We start from the raw sequence: 21,945 nt of genomic DNA, 5'->3' as shown, positions 1-21,945 counted from the left end.
TAATCGACGCATTGGCTGGGGTACCAGGACTCGAACCTAGAATGGCTGAACCAGAATCAGCTGTGTTGCCAATTACACCATACCCCATTGGCTGCCCATCACCGCAGGTCACGGGCATTCTCGGCTCGAACCGCTCGGCGGGGGCTCCCCGCCTTGCTTATCGGGCCGACGAGCAGACTACCAAAGATTCTGACCCACTTTTCACACGCGGTCCGCCACGGCCCGTAAGCGGGCCAAACTCCGCTCCCGGCCGAGCAGTTCCATGGACTCGAACAGCGGCGGGCTGACCGACGCTCCGGTCACCGCGACCCGGATCGGACCGAAGGCCTTACGCGGTTTGAGCTCCAGTCCGTCCACCAACGCGGCCTTCAATGCATCCCCGATCGCGGCCGTCGTCCACTCTTCCAAGCTTTCCAAGGCACTCAGTGCGGCAGCGAGCACCGCGGTGGCCTCGGGCTTGAGCTCCTTGGCCGCAGACTTCTCGTCGAGCTCGTAGTCGGCGTCGTTGAAGAACTTCAAGAGCCCCCACGCGTCCCCGAGCACGACGATGCGGGTTTGGACCAGTGCCGCAGCTTCGGCGAACGACGCGTCGTCCAGGCTCGTGTCGTGGCCGTGGGTGACGAAGTACTCCCGTAGCCGCGCGGTGAATTCCTCCGGGCTCAACAGCCGGATGTGCTCGGCGTTGATGGCGTCGGCCTTCTTCTGGTCGAACCGGGCCGGGTTGGAGTTGACGTTGGCGACGTCGAACGCGGCCACCATCTCGCCGAGGCTGAACACGTCGTGATCGTCGGCGATGCCCCACCCCAGCAGTGCCAGGTAGTTCAGCAGTCCCTCGGGGATGAACCCGCGGTCGCGGTGCAGAAACAGGTTCGACTGCGGGTCCCGCTTGGACAGCTTCTTGTTACCGTCGCCGAGAACGCTTGGCAGATGCGCGAAATCGGGGACCCACTCGGCGACGCCGATGCGCATCAGGGCGCGGTACAGCGCGATCTGACGCGGCGTGGACGGCATGATGTCTTCCCCGCGCAGCACATGGGTGATCTTCATCAACGCGTCGTCGACCGGATTGACCAAGGTATACAACGGATCTCCGCTGGCCCGGGTGATGGCGAAATCCGGCACGGAACCGGCCGGGAACGTCGTCTGGCCACGGACCAGATCGTTCCAGGACAAGTCTTCGTCTGGCATCCGCAGTCGCAGCACCGGCTTGCGTCCTTCGGCGGCGAACGTGGCGCGCTGGTCATCGGTGAGGTCGCGGTCGTAGTTGTCGTAGCCCAGTTTGGGGTTTCGCCCGGCGGCGACGTGTCGCGCCTCTACCTCCTCGGGCGTCGAGTAGGCCTCATACACCTCGCCGGCCGCCAACAGCCGCGCGATCACGTCGCGGTAGATCTCGCTGCGCTGCGATTGCCGGTACGGTTCGTACGGGCCACCGACCACCGGCCCCTCGTCCCAGTCCAACCCGAGCCACCCCAGCGCGTCGAGGATCGCGTCATAGCTTTCCTGACTGTCGCGCGCGGCGTCGGTGTCCTCGATGCGGAACACGAACGTGCCGCCGGTGTGTCGCGCGTAGGCCCAGTTGAACAGGGCCGTACGGACCAGGCCGACGTGCGGGATTCCCGTCGGCGACGGACAGAACCGGACCCGGACCGGACCAGAGGGAGAAGTCATCGACATCCTTACTTCTTTTTGCGCACAACGGGATTGGTGAGCGTACCGAGGCCCTCGACAGTAATGCTGACGGTGTCGCCGTCCTCGATCGGGCCGACGCCCTCGGGTGTTCCGGTAAGAATGAGATCGCCGGGCAGCAGCGTCATCACCGCTGAGACCCACTCCACGATCGCGCCGATGTCATGGATCATCAACGAGGTTCGGCTGCGTTGACGCAGTTCGCCATTCACGTCGGTACGTATTTCCAGATCTGAAGGGTCGATCGAGGTGTCGATCCACGGCCCCACCGGGCAGAACGTGTCGTGCCCCTTGGCCCGCATCCACTGCCCGTCCTTCTTCTGTTGATCGCGGGCCGACACGTCGTTGGCGATCGTGTAGCCGAGGATGTTCTCCGCGGCGCGCGAGGCGGGCACGTCTTTGCACGGCCGGCCGATGACGACGGCGAGTTCGCCCTCGTGATGTACGGGGAAGGCATCGGCGGGCAGCTGAATCGGCACATTGGGCCCGATGATCGCGGTGTTGGGCTTGAGGAAGATCACCGGATCCTCGGGCGCCGCCCCGCCCATCTCCGCGGCATGTGCCGCGTAGTTCTTGCCCATGCAGATCACCTTGCTGGCCAGGATCGGAGCCAGCAGCCGCACATCGGCCAACGGCCAGCTACGCCCCGTGAAATTCGGCGTACCGAACGGATGTTCGGCGATCTCTTTGCAGACCGCGTCTGCCCCTTCGCCCTCGATGCTTACAAAGGCAACCCCGTCGGGGCTGGCGATTCGACCTAGACGCATGCTGCCAGCGTAGTAACGGCTCGCTGGTCGACTGCCATCAGCTCCCGTCGAACAGCGCCCGCACGAATGGAGTGGAATCACGCATCGACGCCAGCACCGTGCCCGAGTGATCCCCGTCGGGATAGATCTTGAGGGTGACGTCTTGTCCGTGATCGACGAGCTGCTGGTCGAAGTCGATCGAGAGCTTCGGCGGCACATCACGGTCCAACAGGCCCACACCGAGGAAGATCGGGCGGTCATAGCCATTTGGCGGGGTTCCCATGTAGATGTCGAGCGCATCGGACATACCAGGCAGGGTCGCCAGCGGAGCACGGAAGAATCCGGTCGGGGTCATCCCCGCCAGCGCTCGGTCCAGGTCGGGCTTACACAGTGTCTCGCCCTTCGCCACCGCATCCAGCCCGGCCGGGGTCAGCACACTGTTCACGTCGAGGTCCGGCCGCGCATCCCGGAGTCCGGCGAGGATGTAGGCGGCATAGCTGTTGGCCGCAGGTCCCAGATTCGGCGGCAGGGCCATGTCGGGACCGGCCTGCTTGACGATGCTCTCGACATTGGCCGGAGTGCCGGTGGCTACCACACCGCGATAGTCCAGCCCGCTCCCCTGGCTGAATTCGGTTGCCCACCGGGCGCTGTCGACGGCCGCCGCACCGCCTTGGGATTGGCCGATGATCGCCCACTTCGGCGATAGCGGCAGATCCATGTGGTGCATGGCGATCACCGAGTCGACGACGCTGTGCGCGGTGGCCACGCTGTTGAGGTAACTCATCAGCCCCGGCGTGCCGAGACCCGCGTAGTCCGAACCCACCACGGCGTACCCCTGGTCAAGCCAGTGGGTCAGATATTCGTTGTCCCGGTCGCTACGGGGGTGTGCCGACGGTGTGCAGTCGTCGCCGAGGCCGACGGTGCCGTGCGCCCAGACGACCGTCGGCCAGCCTCCAGGCGGTGCGTCTCCGTGCGGAACGAACACGGCCGCGGTACTGACTGCCGGCGAATCACGTTGGTTCACCGTCGAATACAGAATCCGATAAGCGCGCGCCGCGCCTGTCACCGAGAGTGCTGGATCGAGCGGCACTGTCGCGATGAGCGAGCCCGGAGCTGGGATCGGGCCGGCGTAGCCGCGGGCGTCCAGGCCCGACCAATCGGGTGCCTCTGCTGCCATGGCGACCGGAGCCGACCCCGAGAACAGGGCGCAGACCAGGGCCGCAGCACCCGCCATCAACCGTAGTGTCACGGTGACAGACTATGGTCTTTGGCAAGAATTCTCATATTTTGAGATGTCAGTTCGATATTTTGGGATCGTGGTGCGACTATGGCCAGGTGGCACGCACAACGCTCGGAACCGCGCGCCGCTGGTCCATGTTGGTGATCGCCCTGTCTTCGACGACGTTCGCCAACGTGTTCATCAACGGTGCCGCCTTCCTCATACCCACCCTGCACACCGAACGACACCTCGACCTGGCCCACGCCGGCCTGCTGTCGGCGATGCCGAGTTTCGGCATGGTGACCACGCTCATCGCCTGGGGTTATGTGGTGGACCGGTTCGGCGAGCGGCTGGTACTGGCCCTGGGGTCGGCATTGACCGCGGCGGCCGCATTCGGCGCCGCGTCGGTGGATTCGCTTGTGGCCACCGGGGTTCTGTTGTTTCTCGGCGGCATGGCCGCCGCCAGCAGCAATTCGGCCAGCGGCCGGTTGGTGGTCGGCTGGTTCCCACCCGAGCAGCGCGGCCTGGTGATGGGCATCCGACAGACCGCGACTCCGCTGGGAGTCGGCTTGGGCGCGTTGGTGATTCCGCGGCTGGCCCAGGCGCACGGCGTCGGGCCGGCCCTGCTGTTTCCCGCGATCGTCTGCGCGGTGGCCGCCGTGGTCAGCGCGGTCGGTGTCATCGACCCGCCGCGCCCGCCGCGGGCCGAAGCCCCGGCCGAACACCTGGCCAACCCGTACCGGGGTTCGACGCTGCTGTGGCGCATCCATGCCACGTCGGTGCTGCTGGTGGTGCCGCAAGCGGTGTTGTGGACGTTCGCGCTGACCTGGTTGATCGCCGACCGCGGATGGTCGCCCGCATCGGCCGGGGCCATGGTCACGCTGGCACAGCTGCTGGGTGCCGGCGGCCGCGTCGCCGCGGGCCGCTGGTCCGACATCGTCGGCGACCGGTTGCGCCCGATTCGCACAATCGCGGTGGCAGCCTCGATCACCATGGCCCTGCTCGCACTGACCGACTGGTTCGGCTCACCGATCAGCGTCGCCCTGATGGTGATTGCCTCGGTGATCACAGTGTCCGACAACGGTTTGGCGTTCACCGGTATCGCCGAGATCGCCGGGCCGTTCTGGAGTGGGCGCGCTCTGGGGACCCAGAACACCAGTCAGCTCCTGGCTTCCGGACTCACCTCGCCGATCTTCGGCGGGCTGATCGGCCTGGCCGGCTACCCGGCGGCGTTCGCAGTGTGCGCAGTGTTGCCCGCGCTGGCCGTGCCGTTGGTGCCGGTCATGGCCGAACCACTCCGCCAAGCCGCTTCGGACTGACCGGGTTTGGCTTCAGAGCGCATGCCCGGCCGCATAGGCCGTCGCCCAGTCACGGACCGTGCGCAGGTAAAGCCCCGAATTGTTGTACGCCAGTATCGCGTCCATCCAGCCGATCGGTTTGGCCAAATCGCGTCCGCGATAACACAGATAGCCCGCAGCGGCCAGGGCAGCATCGTCGATGTTGTCCACATTGACCACACCGTCGTTGTGTGCGTCGACACCGTAGAGCCGCCACGTCTCCGGGATGAACTGCATCGGCCCCATCGCTTGCGCGTATTCGGGGTCTTCGGTACCGGCGTCTTCGACGATCCGCAGATTGCCGTTGGTGCCATCGAGTTTCACCCCGCGGATCGGCGGAACCACGTCGCCGTTCGGCGTGATCCTGGCTCCCCGGTAGGTGCCGTTACGGCTTTCCACCGTGCCGATCCCGGCCAGCGTGGTCCAGCCGATGTGGCAACGCGGATTGACCACCTGTGCCACCTTGGCCGCATACGCGTACGCCTCCAACGCGGCAACGGGTAATCCCAGCGCGGCGGCGCGAGGGGTGGCCCACGCCGTAAGTTGGTCGGCGGGGCGGCCCCGGGCCGAAATATCGATGTCGGGCACCGGATCACCAAGCGGCGGTGGAATCCCTTCGGGAATCGGTGAACCGAAGTGGCCGCTGCAGCTCGAAGCCAGCACGATGACAGTGGCGGCGAGGACCGCCGCGGGTTGCAGCCAACGCCGACGCAGAGCATCCCGGATGCCAGGAATCCGACGCGTCAACACCATGTCTCACAACGGTAGTCGTCGGTTGACCAGGATGCCCGCGGCAACCGCGGCAACCAGGGCCACCAGCGCCAGGCCGATCCAGCTCGCGCTGGCATCCCCGCGCACGGTCTGGTAGCCCACCTGCTGCTCCAACGCCGAGTAGACAGAATCGAGCTCATCGAGACTGCCCGCGTGATACGCCTGCCCGCCGGTGATCTCGACGATCTTCTGCAGAGTCGAGTCATCGACCGGAACCGAAATATCCTGGCCGTCGAGATTGACTGTGCCGTACCGAGTCCCGAACGAAATGGTCGAGATCGGCACGTTCTGGGCCTTGGCCGCGCGGGCTGCGGAGAACGCACCCCGCGGTTCGTCCGGATCGGTAGGCACCGTTTCCTTACCGTCGGACTCCAGCACGATCCGTGCCGGCGGCGGGCCGTCGCCGCCGCCCATCACCGCTCCGGCGGTCGCAATGGCCTGCAGCGCCGTGAAGATGCCCTCGCCGGTGGCAGTGCGCGGCTCAGGTTGCAGCGTGCTGATCGCGCGCTTGACGACATCGTGGTCCGCGGTCGGAGCCACCAGCATCACCGCGCTCGACGAGAACTTGACCAGGCCGAGATTGATGCCGGGTGTCAATTGGTCGGCGAAGTGCGTCGCCGCGGTCCGGGCCGCTTCGATCCGACTCGGCGCCACATCGGTGGCGGCCATCGATTCTGAAACATCGATGACCAGCATGATCACCGCGCGGTTGCGCGGGACGCGGACATCGTCGGTGGGGCCGGCCATGGCCGTGGTCATCAGAGCCAGCGCCGCGACCAGAAGTGCGGCAGGTACGTGCCGCCACCTGCTCGCTGACTGCGCGGGGGCCACCTGCTCCAGCACCGCCATATTCGCAAACCGCAGCACCCGCTTACGCCGCGCCCGTTGCACACACAGATACGCGACGACGATCACCACGACTGCCAGGAAGCACAGGAAATACCACGGGTGGGCGAACCCGGAGAGGCTCAGCTCATTCAGCATGAGGATTCCGACCTTCCGATGCCACCACCACGATCAAACGTTTGCTTGAGTATATAACTGAGGTGGCAGTGCCCCCGGTGACTCGATACGGGTCTACCGCGCAGAATGGATGGTAACCATGACGACATTTGCCATACCCGGCGCACTTGCCGTGCTGCTGGTGCCGATCGCACTGCTGGTGCTCTACGTCGTCATCCAGTTTCGCCGGCAGCGACGGTTCCACCGGTTCACCGGTGCCACCGTGCCGCGACGGTGGACCCGACACGTGCCTCTGGTGCTGGCACTTTGCTCCACGGTATTGCTCATCGTTGCGCTCGCGGGGCCCACGCGCGAAATCCGCATACCCCGCAACCGCGCGGTAATCATGCTGGTCATCGACGAGTCGCGATCGATGGGAGCAACCGATGTTGCACCGACACGCCTGGCCGCGGCTCAGACAGCCGCCAAGCAGTTCGCCGACCAACTCACGCCCGGAGTGAATCTGGGCCTTGTCGCGTTTGCCGGAAATGCCGCGCTGCTGGTGTCGCCCACACCGGATCACAAGGCCACCGTAGCAGCGCTCGACCACCTCAGCCTTGAGGACTCCACAGCCACCGGGGAAGCGATATTCACTGCACTGCAATCGATTTCATCGGTAGCCGAAGTGCTCAGCTCCGATAGCACCGACGCCCCGCCAGCGCGCATCGTGCTGGAATCCGATGGTGCGGCCAATAAACCGGCGAATCCGGACAATCCGCGTGGCGCCTACACCGCCGCGCGTGCCGCGAAAGACCAAGGGGTACCGGTGTCCACCATCGCCTTCGGCACCAAAGACGGAGTAGTCCAACTCAAAGACGAGCACATTCCGGTGCCCGTCGACGACAACATGCTCAAGCACATCGCCGATCTGTCCGGCGGACAGTCCTACAACGCCACGACCGTCGATGAATTGACCCACAGTTATCAGACCATCCAGCAGCAGATCGGCTATCAAACGATCACTGGTCCCGATCGCGGGTGGTGGCTACGGGCAGGTGCATTGACTGCTTTGGCGGCTGCGGTGAGCGCCCTGCTGATCAACCGGCGGCTACCGGTGTAGCGATTGCGCCTTTTGCCGCGAGTCACACCTGTCACTTTGGCACCTGCGCGGTCGTCGACACCTCTGCTCGAAAGGTGATATCGCCGGCGGTACCACACGTCTGGCGTGGCCGCCCTGGCGAGCGACAGTGTCGCCGGCGACCGTCGAACGCTTTCCGATCGAGCTCGTGTGCGTAACGCTGCGGCGGTGTCAGACCCGTTTTCCCGCCGTGGCGTTACGCACGCGTCTGCCTAGTTCGAATCGGCGAAGATGGCGTCGATCAACTTCGGCACCGAGACTCCGAGCACCTCACTCAGTGCGACGAGCATCGACAACCGCGGGTTCGCTGGACGCTTGGTCTTGCGGTTGCTCAGTCCGCGCTCGAGCAGCTGATAGTGATTGCGGCCACCTTCGCCAGCCTCGGGATCAAACAGGCCGTGGTCGAGCCCGCCACCATCACCGCGCACCCCGAAGCTCCTCGGCGGCGGGGTGTGGTGCATCTGCGACATCGAGTACTTCCACAGCGACAACGCCAAGGTAGTTCCGTGGATTCTCGGGTCGATCAAACCGATTCAGCTGTCCAACTTCGATTTTGAGAGCTACATCGTGGGGCGCACAGAGAACTCCGAGAAGATGTGCGACTCGCCGGTGCCCTGGGGCCGAGGCCTCGATGGTCTTCGTCGGCAACACCTCTCACAACGTGCCCTACATGCTCAAGCATTCGGACCTGTTCGACGAACTGCCCGAGAGCTACCACGATTCCGCCTACCTCGACCGCCTACACTTCTACAACCCGGGTGGGAGGTCGACACCATCCGCGGTGAGATGTTCTCCGCCGGCTACGGATTCGTCGTGGATTACATCGCCGAGATCCTGAAATCCATGCGTGCCGCGGACTACTCGGATCGGCGCTTTCCACCGCGCCCGGCTCGGACATCTCCACGCGTGACCGCGACGGCATCCACAAGACCATCTCTGGCCTGATGAAAATCAGGTACCCCGCACGGGGAAACCACCAAGGAGGAAATCCTGCGCTTCGCCATCGAGGGCCGCAAGCGCGTCAAAGACCAGATCCTGCGCATCGACACCACGATGGCGGACGTGAAGTTCGGCTACCTCGATAGAGCCGGCTACATCCGGCAATTTCACCAGGCGCGGAATCTGATGGAATTGATCGAAGCCCTCGCAACGGTCAAAGATCCCGCTGATGAACTCAACGTCACACTCGTAACCGGTGAGACCACAGACGGCCCCGACAGACTCCGAAAGCAGATGGAGTTGTTGGTGCGAGTGAAGCAAGGAGCCATTGTCGCCGGCATAAACCTGGACGTAAAGTGGGATCCCAAAATCCACGACCGGTGGATCTTTGCCAACTCGGGATGGCGGATCAACCTCGGACGCGGTCTGGACACTTTTCAGCGCCGCACACCGTCGGTGTCAACGCGTTTGCGGGCCATACGCTGGAGAAGGTAATTGCGCCCGCTCGCCTGCTCGGCAGATGAATTCAACGGCGGCACGCTCTACTATGACAAGACCTCACCGAGCCTTGCCGAACGGATGCTCAGTTGGCTCAGACCGTGGTGCCCCGTCGGGCGCCGGCGAGCAGTGCAGTTAGGGCGTGTCACGCGACCATCCTCGGCAGACCCCACGCGTAATTGAGTAGTCCGCTACTCATGGCATCCCCCGCCAAACGCGAGAAGGTGACCTACAGACGCATTCGAAGGAGATTGGCATGCCACACAATGGTGTCGAAAGTGACATTGATCGGGCCAGCGGCCGACGCACCGAACGCGTGCGTGGTCACTTGCGACTCGTCCCCGGTGGTGCCGACACGTCGCCGGATGATGCGCCACGAGAAGCACAAGATGACGCAAACATCCAGCCGCCCAACGATGATGTGTCCCGCAACGTCGGCTTCACTCTCCTGACCTGGTAGTGACACCGAGGTCTGAGCCAGCCCCGGCTATGTCTTCCGGTGCGTCAGGGTGTGCGGGCAACTCTGCGGCCAGGCCGACCGAACGCCGCCACAACTACAGCAGCGACAAGATCCGCTCGCCGACCTCACTGGTGGACAGCTTGGTGTCGCCGCGGGTGGCCAGATGTTCGGACACGGCCTTGTCCACCCGTGCGGCCGCATCGGTTTCCCCGACATGAGCCAGCAGCAGCGCCACGCTCATCACCGCAGCGGTCGGATCGGCGATGCCCTGCCCGGCGATATCGGGCGCGCTGCCGTGCACAGGCTCGAACATGGACGGGTTGGTTCGCGTCGCATCGATGTTGCCGCTGGCCGCCAGTCCGATACCGCCACACACCGCGGCGGCCAGGTCGGTGATGATGTCGCCGAACAGGTTGTCGGTGACGATGACATCGAACCGGCCCGGGTCGGTGACCATGTGAATGGTGGCCGCGTCGATGTGTTGGTAGGCAACCTCGACGTCTGGGAATTCCTGGCCCACCTCGGCGACCACGCGCGACCACAGGCCCCCGGCGAAGGCCAGCACATTCGTCTTGTGCACCAGCGTCAGATGCTTGCGCCGCGCCTGAGCCCGAACGAACGCGTCACGCACAACCCGCTCCACGCCGTATGCCGTGTTGACGCTGACCTCGGTGGCCACCTCATGCGGTGTACCGACGCGCAGCGCACCGCCGTTACCGGTGTAGGGACCCTCGGTGCCCTCGCGGACCACGACGAAATCAATGTCAGACACGCCCGAAAGCGGGCTGCTGACACCGGGATACAGCCGTCCCGGCCGCAGGTTGACATGGTGGTCGAGCGCGAAACGCAGCTTCAGCAGCAGGCCGCGTTCCAGCACGCCGGGGGGCACCGACGGGTCACCGATGGCGCCGAGCAGGATGGCGTCGTAGCCGCGCAGCTCCTCGATGGTCTCCTCGGTGAGCAGTTCGCCGGTCGCGTGGTAGCGCTGCGCGCCCAGGTCGTACTCGGTCTTCTCCACACCGGGAAGAACCGCGTCGAGGACCTTGACGGCCTCGGCGATGACCTCCGGACCAATGCCGTCGCCGGCGATGATCGCTAGTTTCACGACAGATCAACCACTTCCAACGTGGTGGCACCGACCGCCGAAGCGATCGCGGCGCGCACATCGTCGGGGACGTCTTGATCCAGACGCAGCATCACGGTGGCGTGGTTACCGGTGGTGTCCTGGCTCAGTTGGGCGGCGATGATGTTGACGTTGGAACTGCCGAGCAACGTGCCGATCTTGCCGAGTGCGCCCGGCTGATCGGTGTAGTTCACGATGAGGTTGTAGCCCTCGGCACGCAGGTCGAAGCTGCGACCGTTGATCTGGACGATCTTCTCCACCTCCTGAGGCCCGGACAACGTGCCCGCCACGTTGAGTGACGAACCGTCGGCGTGGACCGCGCGCACGTCGACGACGCTGCGGTGGTTGGGGCTCTCGGTGGCAGTACTGATCTCGGTCGCCACCCCGCGGTCGGCGGCCAGCGCGGGTGCGTTGACGAACGTCACCTGCTCGTCGACCACCGCCGAGAACAATCCGCGCAGCGCCGAAAGCTTCAGGATCTCAACGTCTTCGGAGGCCAATTCGCCACGGACCTGAACGCCGAGCGACACCGGCGGCGCATCGGACAGGACACCGACCAACAAGCCCAGCTTGCGCACCAGATCCAGCCACGGAGCCACTTCTTCACCGACTGCGCCGCCACCGACGTTGACCGCGTCCGGCACGAACTCTCCGGCCAGCGCCAACTTCACACTGGCGGCGACATCGGTGCCGGCCCGGTCCTGGGCTTCCTCGGTTGAAGCACCCAGGTGCGGGGTGACGACGACCTGCGGCAGCTCGAACAGCGGGCTGTCAGTGCAGGGCTCGGTGGCGAACACGTCGAGACCGGCGGCCCGCACGTGGCCACTGGTGATCGCATCGGCCAGCGCCTGCTCATCGATCAAGCCACCGCGCGCAGCGTTGACGATGATCACGCCCAGCTTGGTCTTGGCGAGGTTCTCCTTGCCGATCAGGCCGGCAGTCTCCTTCGTCTTGGGCAGGTGGATCGAGATGAAGTCGGCGCGGCCGAGCAGCTCGTCGAGGGTCACCAGCTCGATGCCGAGCTGGGCCGCACGCGCCTGCGACACGTAAGGGTCATAGGCCACGATGTGCGCACCGAACGCCGCCAGGCGCTGGGCAACCAGCTGACCGATGCGGCCCAGGCCGACAACACCCACGGTCTTGCCGAAGATCTCGGTGCCGGAGAACGACGAGCGCTTCCAGGCGTGCTCGCGCAGGGTCGCGTCGGCGGCAGGGATCTGCCGGGCCGCTGACAGCAGCAGCGCCAGCGCATGCTCGGCGGCGCTGTGGATGTTCGAGGTAGGAGCGTTGACGACCAGGACACCGCGAGTGGTGGCAGCGTCGACGTCGACGTTGTCCAAACCGACACCGGCGCGGGCGACGATCTTCAGCTTGGGCGCGGCGGCGAGCACCTCCGCGTCGACGGTGGTGGCCGAACGGACCAGCAAGGCATCGGCCTCGGGCACAGCAGCCAGGAGTTTCTCGCGGTCCGGTCCGTCGACCCAACGGACCTCGACTTGGTCGCCGAGAGCGGCGACGGTGGATTCGGCGAGCTTGTCAGCGATCAGTACAACGGGAAGACTCACGCGGACAGCCTAGTGTGTGCGGCTTACCACACCCGCACCGCGTGCGGTCTACTGGTGGCGTGGACGTCACCGTGGTCGGGAGCGGCCCCAATGGTCTGGCTGCAGCCGTCATCTGCGCACGCGCCGGCCTGTCGGTTCGGGTGATCGAGGGCCAGCCGACGGCCGGTGGCGGCACGCGCACCACAGCCGACCCCGAATACCCCGGCGTCCACCACGATGTCTGCTCAGCGATACATCCGTTGGCGTACGCGTCGCCGTTCTTCACGGAGTTCGGGCTGACGGATCGTATCGATTTGAACGTGCCGGAGATCTCGTACGCCAATCCGCTGCCCGGAAAGCCGGCAGCACTGGCCTACCGCGACCTCAACCGCACCTGTGCCGAGCTGAGCGACGGGGCGTCGTGGCGATGGCTGCTGGGGCCGATGGTGGACCACAGTCAGGCGGCGGCCGCGTTCGTGCTGGGCGACAAGAGATCCCTGCCGCCCGACCTGTTGACCTCGGCCAGGCTCGTGCTGCGGACGCTGACGCAGGGCACCCCGGCCTGGGGGCTGCTACGCGGTGAGGACGCCCGCGCATTGTTCAGTGGCGTTGCCGCACACGCAGTTTCGCACATGCCGTCGATGACGTCCTCCGGGCTGGGCATGATGCTGGCAGTGCTTGCGCACTCGGTCGGATGGCCGGTACCGACCGGAGGCAGTCAGGCCATCGCTGACGCTTTGATTGCCGATTTCCTAAGCCACGGCGGCGAATTGGTGCTCGGCGAACCGGTCACGGAACCGCCCGAAGGCGTGGTGCTCTACGACACCCCGGCCAAGGCGTTGTTGAACGTCTACGGCCGTCGGCTGCCGTCGCGGTACGCCGCGGTGCTGCGTCGGCTGCGCCCAAACCCCGGAGTGGCCAAGGTCGACTTCGTGTTGTCCGACAAAATCCCCTGGTGCGACGCCCGGCTGGCCCACGCCGTCACCTTCCACCTGGGCGGCGACCGCCCACAGATGGCGCGGGCGGAACGTGAGATCGCCCGCGGCCGGCACGCCGACTGGCCCATGGTGCTGGGTGCGTCGCCGCACGTCGCCGACCCGAAACGAATTGATGCCCAAGGTCGTCGACCGTTCTGGAGCTACGTACACGTGCCGCAGGACTCGCCCGTCGACCAGACCGGCGCGGTCATCGAGATCATGGAGCGTTTCGCGCCCGGATTCCGCGACATCGTGGTGGCAGCCCGCAGCGTCCCCGCGTCGCAGCTGGCCGAGCACAATGCCAACCTCACCGCCGGGGACATCACCGGCGGGGCTAACAGCGCATGGCGCGCACTGGCCGGTCCCACGCTGCGACTGGTTCCCTGGAGCACCCCGATCCCCAAGGCCTATCTCTGTTCGGCGGCGGCTCCGCCGAACGGCGGGGTGCACGGTATGTCCGGCTACTACGCCGCCCGGACTGTGCTGAAACGCGAATTCGGTATCACCACACTGCCTCAGCTGGCGCCATAACCAACCCCCCGCACCGCGAGCGTGCGTGTAATGCTGCCCGATCACGAAGTGCCGGGCAGCAGACACGCACGCTCGCGGTGAAGAACTAAGCCGTCTCGGTGATCGGCCGGTCGACCCAGCTCATCAGGTCGCGCAGCTTCTTGCCGGTGACCTCGATCGGGTGCTCGGCGTTCTGCTTGCGCAGCCCCTCGAGCTCCTTGTTGCCGCCCTCGACGTTGGCGACCAGTCGTTTGACGAAGGTGCCGTCCTGAATGTCCTTGAGGATCGCCCGCATCCGCTCTTTGGTGTCGGCGTCGATGACGCGCGGGCCGGACAGGTAGCCACCGAACTCCGCCGTGTCGGACACCGAGTAGTTCATCCGCGCGATGCCGCCCTCGTACATCAGGTCGACGATGAGCTTGAGCTCGTGCAGCACCTCGAAGTAGGCCATCTCGGGGGCGTAGCCGGCCTCGACCATGACCTCGAAACCGGTCTTGACCAATTCCTCGGTGCCACCGCACAGCACGGCCTGCTCACCGAACAGGTCGGTCTCGGTCTCTTCCTTGAAGGTGGTCTTGATGACACCGGCACGGGCGCCACCGATGGCAGCCGCGTAGGACAGCGCCAGCGCCTGACCCTCACCCTTGGGGTCCTGGTCGATGGCGATCAGGCAGGGCACGCCCTTGCCGTCGACGAACTGACGACGCACCAGGTGGCCCGGACCCTTGGGGGCGACCATGCCGACGGTCACATTGGCCGGCGGCTTGATCAGGCCGAAGTGGATGTTGAGGCCGTGGCCGAAGAACAGCGCATTGCCGTCTTCGAGGTTCGGCTCGATGTCGTTCTTGAAGATCTCGGCCTGGGCGGTGTCGGGAGCCAGCACCATGATGACGTCGGCCCACTTGGCCACCTCGGCCGGAGTGTCGACCTCGAGGCCCTGCTCGGCGACCTTCTCGCGGGACTTCGAGCCTTCCTTGAGGCCGACCTTGACCTGCACGCCCGAGTCACGCAGCGACAACGAATGCGCGTGGCCCTGGCTGCCGTAGCCGATCACACCGACCTTGCGACCCTGGATGATCGACAGATCGGCGTCATCGTCGTAGAACATCTCGACTGCCATAAGTAAGTTCCTTCTCTTTCTAGCTCTACCGCTTTGATCTTGACGCTACTTTGCGGTCCCGATGCCGCGCGGACCGCGTGACACCGACACCACACCGGACTGCGCGAGCTCCCGGATACCGTACGGCTCCAGGACGCGCAATAGGGCTTCCAATTTCTCCTGTGTGCCGGTGGCCTCAACTGTCAACGACTCGGTCGAAACGTCGACAACCTTGGCGCGGAACAGGTTCACCGCTTCGATCACCTGGCTACGGGTGGAGGCATCGGCCCGCACTTTGATCAGGGCCAACTCGCGGGCCACCGCATTGTCCTCGTCCTGCTCGACGATCTTGATCACGTTGATCAGCTTGTTGAGCTGCTTGGTGATCTGCTCCAGCGGAGAGTCCTCGACGCTGACCACGATGGTCATCCGGGACATGTCCTTCTGCTCGGTGGCACCGACCGCAAGCGACTGGATGTTGTAACCACGGCGGGAGAACAGCGAAGCCACGCGGGCCAGCACGCCAGGCTTGTCCTCGACGAGCACCGACAGGGTGTGGGTAGGCGTTCCGCTACTCATCATCAGTGCTCTCTCTTCTTCGCGCGAGCGCTCATCAGGCATGCCCCTCGCCGTCTTCGTCGTCGAACAACGGCCGAATGTTCCGGGCCGCCATGATCTCGTCGTTGCTGGTGCCTGCGGCGACCATCGGCCACACCTGCGCGTCGGCACCGACGATGAAGTCGATCACCACCGGTCGGTCGTTGATGGCCTGAGCCTGGCGGATGACATCCTCGACGTCTTCGGCACGCTCACAACGCAATCCGACGCAGCCCAGCGCCTCGGCCAGCTTCACGAAGTCCGGGATCCGATGGGAATGCGTGGCCAGGTTGGTCTGGCTGTACCGCTCGTCGTAGAAAAGTGTCTGCCACTGCCGCACCATGCCGAGGTTGCCGTTGTTGATCAGTGCAACCTTGATCGGTGCACCCTCCAGCGCACAGGTGGCCAACTCCTGATTGGTCATCTGGAAGCAGCCGTCGCCATCGATCGCCCACACCTCGGCCTCCGGACGGGCGAACTTCGCACCCATCGCCGCAGGCACCGCGAAGCCCATCGTTCCGAGACCACCTGAGTTGATCCACGTGCGCGGGTTCTCGTACTTGACGAACTGCGCGGCCCACATCTGGTGCTGACCCACGCCGGCGACGTACACGGCATCCGGGCCGGCCAGCTTGCCCAGTGTCTCGATCACGTACTCGGGGCTCAGGCTGCCGTCACTCTGCGGCCCGTAGCTCAGCGGATAGGTGGACTTGATGCCGGACAGGTACTGCCACCAGCTGTCCAGTTTGAGCGTCACTCCGCTGAGCCCCCCGTCGCTGCGCTCCTGCCCGCCGAAACTGGTGCCGATCTTGCGCAGCGCCTCGGTCAGCTCGGTGATGACGGCTTTGATGTCGCCCACGATCGGGACGTCGGCGTGCCGGTTCTTGCCGATCTCGGCGGGATCGATGTCGGCGTGGATGACCTTGGCCTCGGGCGCAAACGAGGACAGCTGCCCGGTCACCCGGTCGTCGAAGCGGGTGCCCAGCGCGATCAGCAGATCGCTGCGTTGCAGCGCCGCGACCGCCGCAACGGTGCCGTGCATGCCGGGCATACCCATGTGCTGAGGGTGACTGTCCGGGAACGCGCCGCGGGCCATCAGCGTGGTCACCACGGGAATGCCCGTCAGCTCGGCCAGTTCCAGCAGCTGCTCACTGGCGTCACCGCGGATGACGCCGCCGCCGACGTAGAGCACCGGCTTGCTGGCCTCCGAGATGAGCTTGGCGGCTTCGCGGATCTGGCGGTTGTGCGGCTTGGTGTTCGGCTTGTAGCCGGGCAGGTCGACGCGCGGCGGCCAGCTGAACGTGCACTGGCCCTGCAGGACGTCCTTGGGGATATCGACGAGAACTGCTCCGGGCCGTCCGCTTGCGGCGATGTGGAAGGCCTCGGCGATGACCTTGGGAATGTCGTCGCCGTTGCGCACCAGGAAGTTGTGCTTGGTGATCGGCATCGTGATGCCGCAGATGTCGGCTTCCTGGAAGGCATCGGTGCCGATCAGGCTGCGGCCGACCTGACCGGTGATTGCCACCACCGGAATCGAATCCATCTGAGCATCGGCCAGCGGCGTCACCAGATTGGTTGCCCCCGGACCGGACGTGGCCATCATCACGCCGACCTTGCCGGTGGCGTGCGCGTACCCGCTCGCGGCGTGCCCGGCACCCTGTTCGTGGCGGACGAGCACGTGGCGCAGCTTCTGCGAGTCGAACAGCGGATCGTAGACGGGCAGCACCGCGCCACCGGGGATGCCGAAGATGACGTCGACGCCGATCTCCTCCAGCGAACGGATGACCGCCTGGGCACCGGTCAGCTGGTGTGGCGCAACCCTTTTCGACTGCGGCTGCGTGGAGTATGCGGCGGTTGACGCGCCGTTGGCCGGGGTGGCCGAATGTTCCGGCGGTCGCGTTGTCGGTGCGCTCACGGTTTCCTCTTCACGTTCTCTTCGCGGAAATCTCGGTTGTCAATGATGTCTGGCGCGCTGGGGGCAACAAAAAACCCCCGTCAGCAGGCTGCTGTACGAGGGTGGCGCGTCGATGCTGTGGCTATGCCCGGCAGAGGGCCAGCGCGGCATCAACGCGCCAACCAATTACTACGAGCATCCCCGGGATCTGCATAACCATTGACGGTAGCTGCCGTACTGGTCGAAGGTCAAATTGCGGCGAGGCCCCAGGCGACCGGCCGGACACCGGGCCGAATCCGACGCCGCCCAATGTAAGGATGGACGACGTGAGTTCTCGATCCGCAACCAAACCGGTCGTCATCCGAATGTCCCCGATGGCGCACATCGCGGTCGGATTCTTTGCGCTCGGACTCCTGACGCTGGTGCTCACCAATCCCATGTGGGCTATGCCCCTGTTGATCCTGCCGATCGGGCTGTCCTACGCGATCATCCGATACCGGACCATCGCCGATCACGACACGGTGACCGCCCGCTCGCTGCTGGGCAGCCGGAACGTAGCGTGGTCGGAGATCGACGGCCTGCGTTTCGACCGGTCGTCGTGGGCCATCGCTCACCTGCGCGACGGGTCGGATCTGCGCCTGCCCGCGGTCACGTTCGCGACGCTGCCGCTGTTGGCCGAGGTGAGTGGCGGACGGGTACCCAACCCGTACGCGTGACGCTCAGCGCAGCGGGTTTCCGCCGTTGAGCAGCACCCACAAACCGACACCGGCACCGATGCCCACCAAGAGCGCCACGAACGAGCCGACGAACGGGCGCCGCGCCCAGCCGCGTCCGGCATCGAAGCCGTACCGGCCCGGGCCGGTCAGGACCAGCGCGGCAGCGACGACAACCGGGATCAGCCGGTATTCGTGACCGTCGGTGAGGAAGGACGACAGGCGGGCATCGTTATGCGCGGCCATGACATCGACCAGCACGCCGTTGATCAGGTAGGCCAGTGCGCCGGCCGCGGCAACCGGGGTGAAGAGGCCGAGAACCAGTAGTACACCGATGGCCAGCTCGCCGCCGGTCGCGGCGTAGGTCACGATGTCGGCGTGCTGGAAGCCTGCCTGCTGCAGCCAGGTCTTGAACCCGTCGAGGCCGGGGCCGCCCCACCAGCCGAATGCCTTCTGCAAGCCGTGGATGATCAGCAGCCCGCCCACGGCTACGCGCAGGATCAGCAGGCCTAGGTCCTGGGTGCCGCGTCGACCTGCTGTTTTGATCCGGTCATCGAGCAGACCGTCGCGTTCGATCTCGGTGGGTTCAGCGCCGTACGACCCGAGGGGCGGGGGGGCGGGCTGCACGTAGGGCAGCGGCTCCGGCTCGCCCATGAACGGGAAAACTGGCTGGTCATCCGACTTGGCGGAGTCGTACCGCGGGATGGCGGTGGTCTCGAAATCACCGCCGTACGACGCCGATGGCAAATCGTCTTCGGGGTCGACCAGGCTCGCCGTGGCAGGTCTGGCGGAGTCGCCGGTGCCCGAACTATCTGGTCTCTGCCAAGCGAGTGGGTCCTGCGAGTGACTGGTCACGCAGCCCAGGGTAAGTGCAAGTCAAGCCGGAACCGGGTATTTACCCCGGCGCTTCTGCCTGGTATTAGCCCCTGAAGCACCGTCACGGCACCGGACACCGTTGCCCAGCGTGGCAGGCACTCAGCCACGATCCGTAACCTGGCGGCATGGAATCGCGTCGGCGGATATCGGTGGTGGCCGCCGTTGTGTGTGCCGTGATGTTGGCCGGCTCGGGATGTGCGCGGTTCAACGCGGCCCAGTCGGAGCCGTTCACCACCGAGCCTCAGATGGGGCCGCCGCCATCATCGTCACCCCCACCCCCGCCGCCGCTGCCCGCCAAACCATTCCCCAAGGCATGCCCCGCACCCGGGGTGATGCAAGGGTGCCTCGACACCACCAGCGGGTTGATCATGGGCCCCGACAGCCAGTCGGCGCTCGTCGCGGAACGCCTCACCGGCGCCGTCAAAGAGGTGTCCACCAAGTCCGAACCGGAGGTCAAGCTGGTCATCCCGGTCGACCCGACCGGGGACGGCGGCCTGCTCGACATCGTCCTGTCGCCCACCTACGCCCAGGACCGGCTGATGTATGCCTACATCAGCACGCCGACCGACAACCGCGTCGTGCGTATCGCCAACACCGATCCGCCCAAGCCGATCCTGACCGGAATCCCCAAAGGCGCGACCGGCAACACGGGGTCGCTGATCTTCACCAGTCCCACCACCCTGCTGGTACAGACCGGCGACGCAGGTGACCCGGCCGCGGCGGCCGACCCGGCTTCGCTCGCGGGCAAGGTGCTGCGCATCGAACAGCCCACGACGGTCAACCAGGCCCCGGTGACCACGGCGCTGAGCGGCTTGGGCGCCGGCGGCGGAATGTGCATCGACCCCACCGACGGCTCGCTGTACGTCACCGACCGCACCCCGACCGCCGATCGGCTGCAGCGCATCACCAAGGACTCCAAGGTGTCGACGGTGTGGACCTGGCCGGACAAGCCGGGGGTGGCCGGATGCGCAGCCCTCGACGGCACGGTGCTGGTCAACCTGGTCAACACCAAGCAGACCGTCGCGGTGCGGTTGGCCAAGGACACCGGCGCGGTCACCGGGGAGCCCGAAGTGCTTCGGGACAACACCCGCGGCCACGCCTGGGCCCTGCAGCTCTCCCCCGACGGCAACGTGTGGGGCGCGACGGTTAACCGGACCGCCGGCGACGCCGAGAAACTCGACGACGTCGTCTTCCCACTGTTCCCACAGGGCGGTGGCTTCCCCCGCAGCAACGCCGACAAGACCTGATATCCAACGCCGCGCTTGCGCGGATACCTGCGGATCTTTCGGCCGACGGCCTCAACCCGCGGCGGTCTCGTTCGCCGGGGGGCGGGCTGAGCGACTATCCCTGTCCGCAGGCCGCCAGCACGAGTTCCCGCACGCGGGCCGCGTCGGCCGAACCCTTGGTCGCCTTCATCACCGCACCCACGACCGCACCCGCGGCTTGGACCTTGCCACCGCGGATCTTCTCCGCGATACCGGGATTGGCCGCCAACGCCTCGTCGACGGCGGCCTGGATCAGCGAATCGTCACGGACCAGCGCCAAGCCGCGATCATTCATCACCTGTTCGGGCTCGCCCTCGCCGGCCAGCACACCCTCGACCACCTGACGGGCCAGCTTGGTGGAGAGCTTTCCGTCGTCGACCAGCTTCAGTACCGCCGCGACCTGCGCCGGGGTGATCGGTAAGTCGGACACGGCCACCCCGGTTTCATTGGCCTTCTGCACCAGGAAGTTGCCCCACCAGGCACGCGCACCCTCGCTGGACGCGCCGTGCGCGACAGTGGCGGCGACGAGTTCGACGGCACCGGCATTGACCAGATCGCGCATCACCTCGTCGGAGATACCCCACTCTTGCTGAATTCGCTTGCGCGCCAACCACGGGAGCTCGGGGATGGTGGTCCGCAGTCGGTCCACCAACTCGGCGCTCGGCGCGACGGGTTCGAGGTCGGGCTCGGGGAAGTAGCGATAATCCTGCGCGGTCTCCTTGCTGCGGCCCGCGGTGGTGTAACCGTCCTCGTGGAAGTGGCGGGTCTCCTGCGTCACGATGCCACCCGCCTGCAGCACGGCGGCCTGCCGACGCATCTCGTAGCGCACCGCGACCTCGACACTTTTGAGCGAGTTGACGTTCTTGGTCTCGGTCCGGGTCCCGAACTCCGGTGCGCCCTTGAGCTTCAGCGACACGTTCGAGTCGCAGCGCATCGACCCTTGATCCATCCGCACGTCGGAGACGCCCAGCGCGCGCAACAGGTCCCGCAGCGCGGTGACGTAGGCGCGTGCGATCTCCGGCGCGTGTTCCCCGGTGCCCTCGATGGGTTTGGTGACGATCTCGATCAGCGGAACTCCGGCACGGTTGTAGTCGGCCAGCGATGTGGTGGCCCCGGCGATCCGGCCGGTGTCACTGCCCAGGTGGGTCAGCTTGCCGGTGTCCTCCTCCATGTGGGCGCGTTCGATCTCCACCCGGAAGGTGGTGCCGTCGTCGAGCGGAACGTCGAGATAGCCGTTGACCGCGATCGGCTCGTCATACTGCGAGATCTGATAGTTCTTCGGCTGATCGGGATAGAAGTAGTTCTTGCGGGCGAACCGGCCCCACGGTGCAATCTGGCAGTTCAACGCGAGCCCGACGCGGATCGCCGACTCCACCGCGGCCTCGTTGAGTACCGGCAGGGAACCCGGCAGGCCGAGGCACGCGGGACACACCTGGGTGTTGGGCTCGGCACCGAACCGGTTTGCGCAGCCACAGAACATCTTGGTCGCCGTGGCGAGTTCGACGTGCACCTCCATACCCATCACGGGCTCATAGGCGGCGAGTACGTCGTCGTAGTCAAGAAGTTCCGCGGCAACAGACATGGACACGATCCTAATTGGGCAGGTTCAGG

20 protein-coding genes, 1 tRNA gene and 1 pseudogene are annotated in these 21,945 nt (G+C 65.7%); 8 read left to right on the top strand and 14 right to left on the bottom strand.

The features are described from left to right. Positions 1–12: 12 nt before the first annotated feature. From H276_RS0101740 to H276_RS0101725, 4 genes are all read right to left on the bottom strand, one after another. Positions 13–87, bottom strand: a tRNA-Gln gene (locus tag H276_RS0101740). Between the two features lie 114 nt (positions 88–201). Beyond that, a complete protein-coding gene (gene gltX, locus H276_RS0101735; RefSeq protein WP_026356471.1) occupies positions 202–1,668 on the bottom strand; it encodes a glutamate--tRNA ligase in 1,467 nt (488 codons plus the stop codon). A gap of 8 nt (positions 1,669–1,676) precedes the next feature. Beyond that, positions 1,677–2,453 (bottom strand): fumarylacetoacetate hydrolase family protein, encoded by a 777-nt coding sequence (locus tag H276_RS0101730; RefSeq protein ID WP_019969583.1) that lies wholly within the window; start codon positions 2,451–2,453, stop codon positions 1,677–1,679. 37 nt (positions 2,454–2,490) lie between these two features. Beyond that, the gene (locus H276_RS0101725; RefSeq protein WP_019969582.1) at positions 2,491–3,666 is read right to left on the bottom strand and encodes a S9 family peptidase; all 1,176 of its coding nucleotides are present in this window, start codon (positions 3,664–3,666) and stop codon (positions 2,491–2,493) included. Positions 3,667–3,806: 140 nt separating this feature from the next. On the opposite strand from H276_RS0101725, the gene H276_RS0101720 reads away from it, so the two are divergent. Further along, positions 3,807–4,970 carry an MFS transporter gene (locus H276_RS0101720; protein ID WP_369758388.1) on the top strand — a complete coding sequence of 388 codons (1,164 nt, stop codon included), beginning with the start codon at positions 3,807–3,809 and terminating at the stop codon, positions 4,968–4,970. 12 nt (positions 4,971–4,982) lie between these two features. Here the strand turns inward: H276_RS0101720 and H276_RS0101715 are convergent, their stop codons facing one another. Both H276_RS0101715 and H276_RS0101710 read right to left on the bottom strand, forming a co-directional pair. Then, on the bottom strand, positions 4,983–5,741 hold the full coding sequence (locus H276_RS0101715) for a lytic transglycosylase domain-containing protein (RefSeq protein WP_019969580.1): 759 nt from the start codon (positions 5,739–5,741) through the stop codon (positions 4,983–4,985). A gap of 3 nt (positions 5,742–5,744) precedes the next feature. Next, the gene (locus tag H276_RS0101710) at positions 5,745–6,743 is read right to left on the bottom strand and encodes a VWA domain-containing protein (RefSeq protein WP_019969579.1); all 999 of its coding nucleotides are present in this window, start codon (positions 6,741–6,743) and stop codon (positions 5,745–5,747) included. A 109-nt stretch (positions 6,744–6,852) separates the two neighbouring features. Here H276_RS0101710 and H276_RS0101705 point away from each other — a divergent pair, with 109 nt between their 5' ends. Further along, positions 6,853–7,821: a VWA domain-containing protein gene (locus tag H276_RS0101705; protein WP_026356469.1), complete on the top strand. Its 969-nt coding sequence runs from the start codon at positions 6,853–6,855 to the stop codon at positions 7,819–7,821. A gap of 230 nt (positions 7,822–8,051) precedes the next feature. Here H276_RS0101705 and H276_RS25135 read toward each other — a convergent pair whose 3' ends face one another. After that, entirely contained in the window at positions 8,052–8,336 is a 285-nt protein-coding gene (locus H276_RS25135; protein WP_019969577.1) for a hypothetical protein, read from the bottom strand. 134 nt (positions 8,337–8,470) lie between these two features. Between H276_RS25135 and H276_RS25575 the strand changes: the two are divergent. The 3 genes and pseudogenes from H276_RS25575 (at position 8,471) to H276_RS25115 (ending at position 9,736) form a co-directional block, all read left to right on the top strand. Beyond that, positions 8,471–8,784: pseudogene (locus H276_RS25575) on the top strand (BREX system Lon protease-like protein BrxL). A 108-nt stretch (positions 8,785–8,892) separates the two neighbouring features. Beyond that, positions 8,893–9,273, top strand: a complete 381-nt coding sequence (locus H276_RS25120) for an MIT C-terminal domain-containing protein (protein ID WP_369758384.1) — start codon at positions 8,893–8,895, stop codon at positions 9,271–9,273. Between the two features lie 259 nt (positions 9,274–9,532). Further along, positions 9,533–9,736: a hypothetical protein gene (locus H276_RS25115; protein ID WP_231376577.1), complete on the top strand. Its 204-nt coding sequence runs from the start codon at positions 9,533–9,535 to the stop codon at positions 9,734–9,736. Between the two features lie 94 nt (positions 9,737–9,830). Here the strand turns inward: H276_RS25115 and H276_RS0101685 are convergent, their stop codons facing one another. Both H276_RS0101685 and serA read right to left on the bottom strand, forming a co-directional pair. Beyond that, positions 9,831–10,841 (bottom strand): 3-isopropylmalate dehydrogenase, encoded by a 1,011-nt coding sequence (locus H276_RS0101685; RefSeq protein WP_019969574.1) that lies wholly within the window; start codon positions 10,839–10,841, stop codon positions 9,831–9,833. Further along, on the bottom strand, positions 10,838–12,424 hold the full coding sequence (gene serA / locus H276_RS0101680) for a phosphoglycerate dehydrogenase (RefSeq protein ID WP_019969573.1): 1,587 nt from the start codon (positions 12,422–12,424) through the stop codon (positions 10,838–10,840). Before serA ends, H276_RS0101685 begins: the two co-directional genes overlap by 4 nt. A 59-nt stretch (positions 12,425–12,483) precedes the next feature. Here serA and H276_RS0101675 point away from each other — a divergent pair, with 59 nt between their 5' ends. Beyond that, complete coding sequence (locus tag H276_RS0101675; RefSeq protein WP_019969572.1) at positions 12,484–13,911, top strand: NAD(P)/FAD-dependent oxidoreductase; 1,428 nt, start codon at positions 12,484–12,486, stop codon at positions 13,909–13,911. 85 nt (positions 13,912–13,996) lie between these two features. Here the strand turns inward: H276_RS0101675 and ilvC are convergent, their stop codons facing one another. From ilvC to H276_RS0101660, 3 genes are read right to left on the bottom strand one after another with little or no spacing between them, the layout of a single operon-like run. Then, positions 13,997–14,998 carry a ketol-acid reductoisomerase gene (ilvC, locus tag H276_RS0101670; RefSeq protein WP_196807822.1) on the bottom strand — a complete coding sequence of 334 codons (1,002 nt, stop codon included), beginning with the start codon at positions 14,996–14,998 and terminating at the stop codon, positions 13,997–13,999. A gap of 57 nt (positions 14,999–15,055) precedes the next feature. Next, positions 15,056–15,568 carry an acetolactate synthase small subunit gene (ilvN, locus tag H276_RS0101665; RefSeq protein WP_026356468.1) on the bottom strand — a complete coding sequence of 171 codons (513 nt, stop codon included), beginning with the start codon at positions 15,566–15,568 and terminating at the stop codon, positions 15,056–15,058. A 34-nt stretch (positions 15,569–15,602) separates the two neighbouring features. Then, complete coding sequence (locus tag H276_RS0101660) at positions 15,603–17,501, bottom strand: acetolactate synthase large subunit (protein ID WP_019969569.1); 1,899 nt, start codon at positions 17,499–17,501, stop codon at positions 15,603–15,605. 296 nt (positions 17,502–17,797) lie between these two features. Here H276_RS0101660 and H276_RS0101655 point away from each other — a divergent pair, with 296 nt between their 5' ends. Next, on the top strand, positions 17,798–18,196 hold the full coding sequence (locus H276_RS0101655; RefSeq protein WP_019969568.1) for a PH domain-containing protein: 399 nt from the start codon (positions 17,798–17,800) through the stop codon (positions 18,194–18,196). Positions 18,197–18,199: 3 nt separating this feature from the next. On the opposite strand, the gene H276_RS0101650 is transcribed toward H276_RS0101655, so the two are convergent. Then, positions 18,200–19,048 carry a DoxX family protein gene (locus H276_RS0101650; protein ID WP_026356466.1) on the bottom strand — a complete coding sequence of 283 codons (849 nt, stop codon included), beginning with the start codon at positions 19,046–19,048 and terminating at the stop codon, positions 18,200–18,202. Positions 19,049–19,194: 146 nt separating this feature from the next. Here H276_RS0101650 and H276_RS0101645 point away from each other — a divergent pair, with 146 nt between their 5' ends. Beyond that, complete coding sequence (locus H276_RS0101645; protein WP_196807809.1) at positions 19,195–20,316, top strand: PQQ-dependent sugar dehydrogenase; 1,122 nt, start codon at positions 19,195–19,197, stop codon at positions 20,314–20,316. Positions 20,317–20,410: 94 nt separating this feature from the next. Here H276_RS0101645 and gatB read toward each other — a convergent pair whose 3' ends face one another. After that, positions 20,411–21,916, bottom strand: coding sequence for an Asp-tRNA(Asn)/Glu-tRNA(Gln) amidotransferase subunit GatB (gene gatB / locus H276_RS0101640; RefSeq protein WP_019969565.1), 1,506 nt, complete (start codon positions 21,914–21,916; stop codon positions 20,411–20,413). Between the last annotated feature and the right edge of the window lie 29 nt (positions 21,917–21,945).

Origin of the sequence: Mycobacterium sp. 141 (assembly GCF_000382405.1) — a bacterium.
Classification (GTDB): Bacteria; Actinomycetota; Actinomycetes; order Mycobacteriales; family Mycobacteriaceae; genus Mycobacterium.
This window is presented reverse-complemented; position numbering and strand designations above follow the sequence as displayed.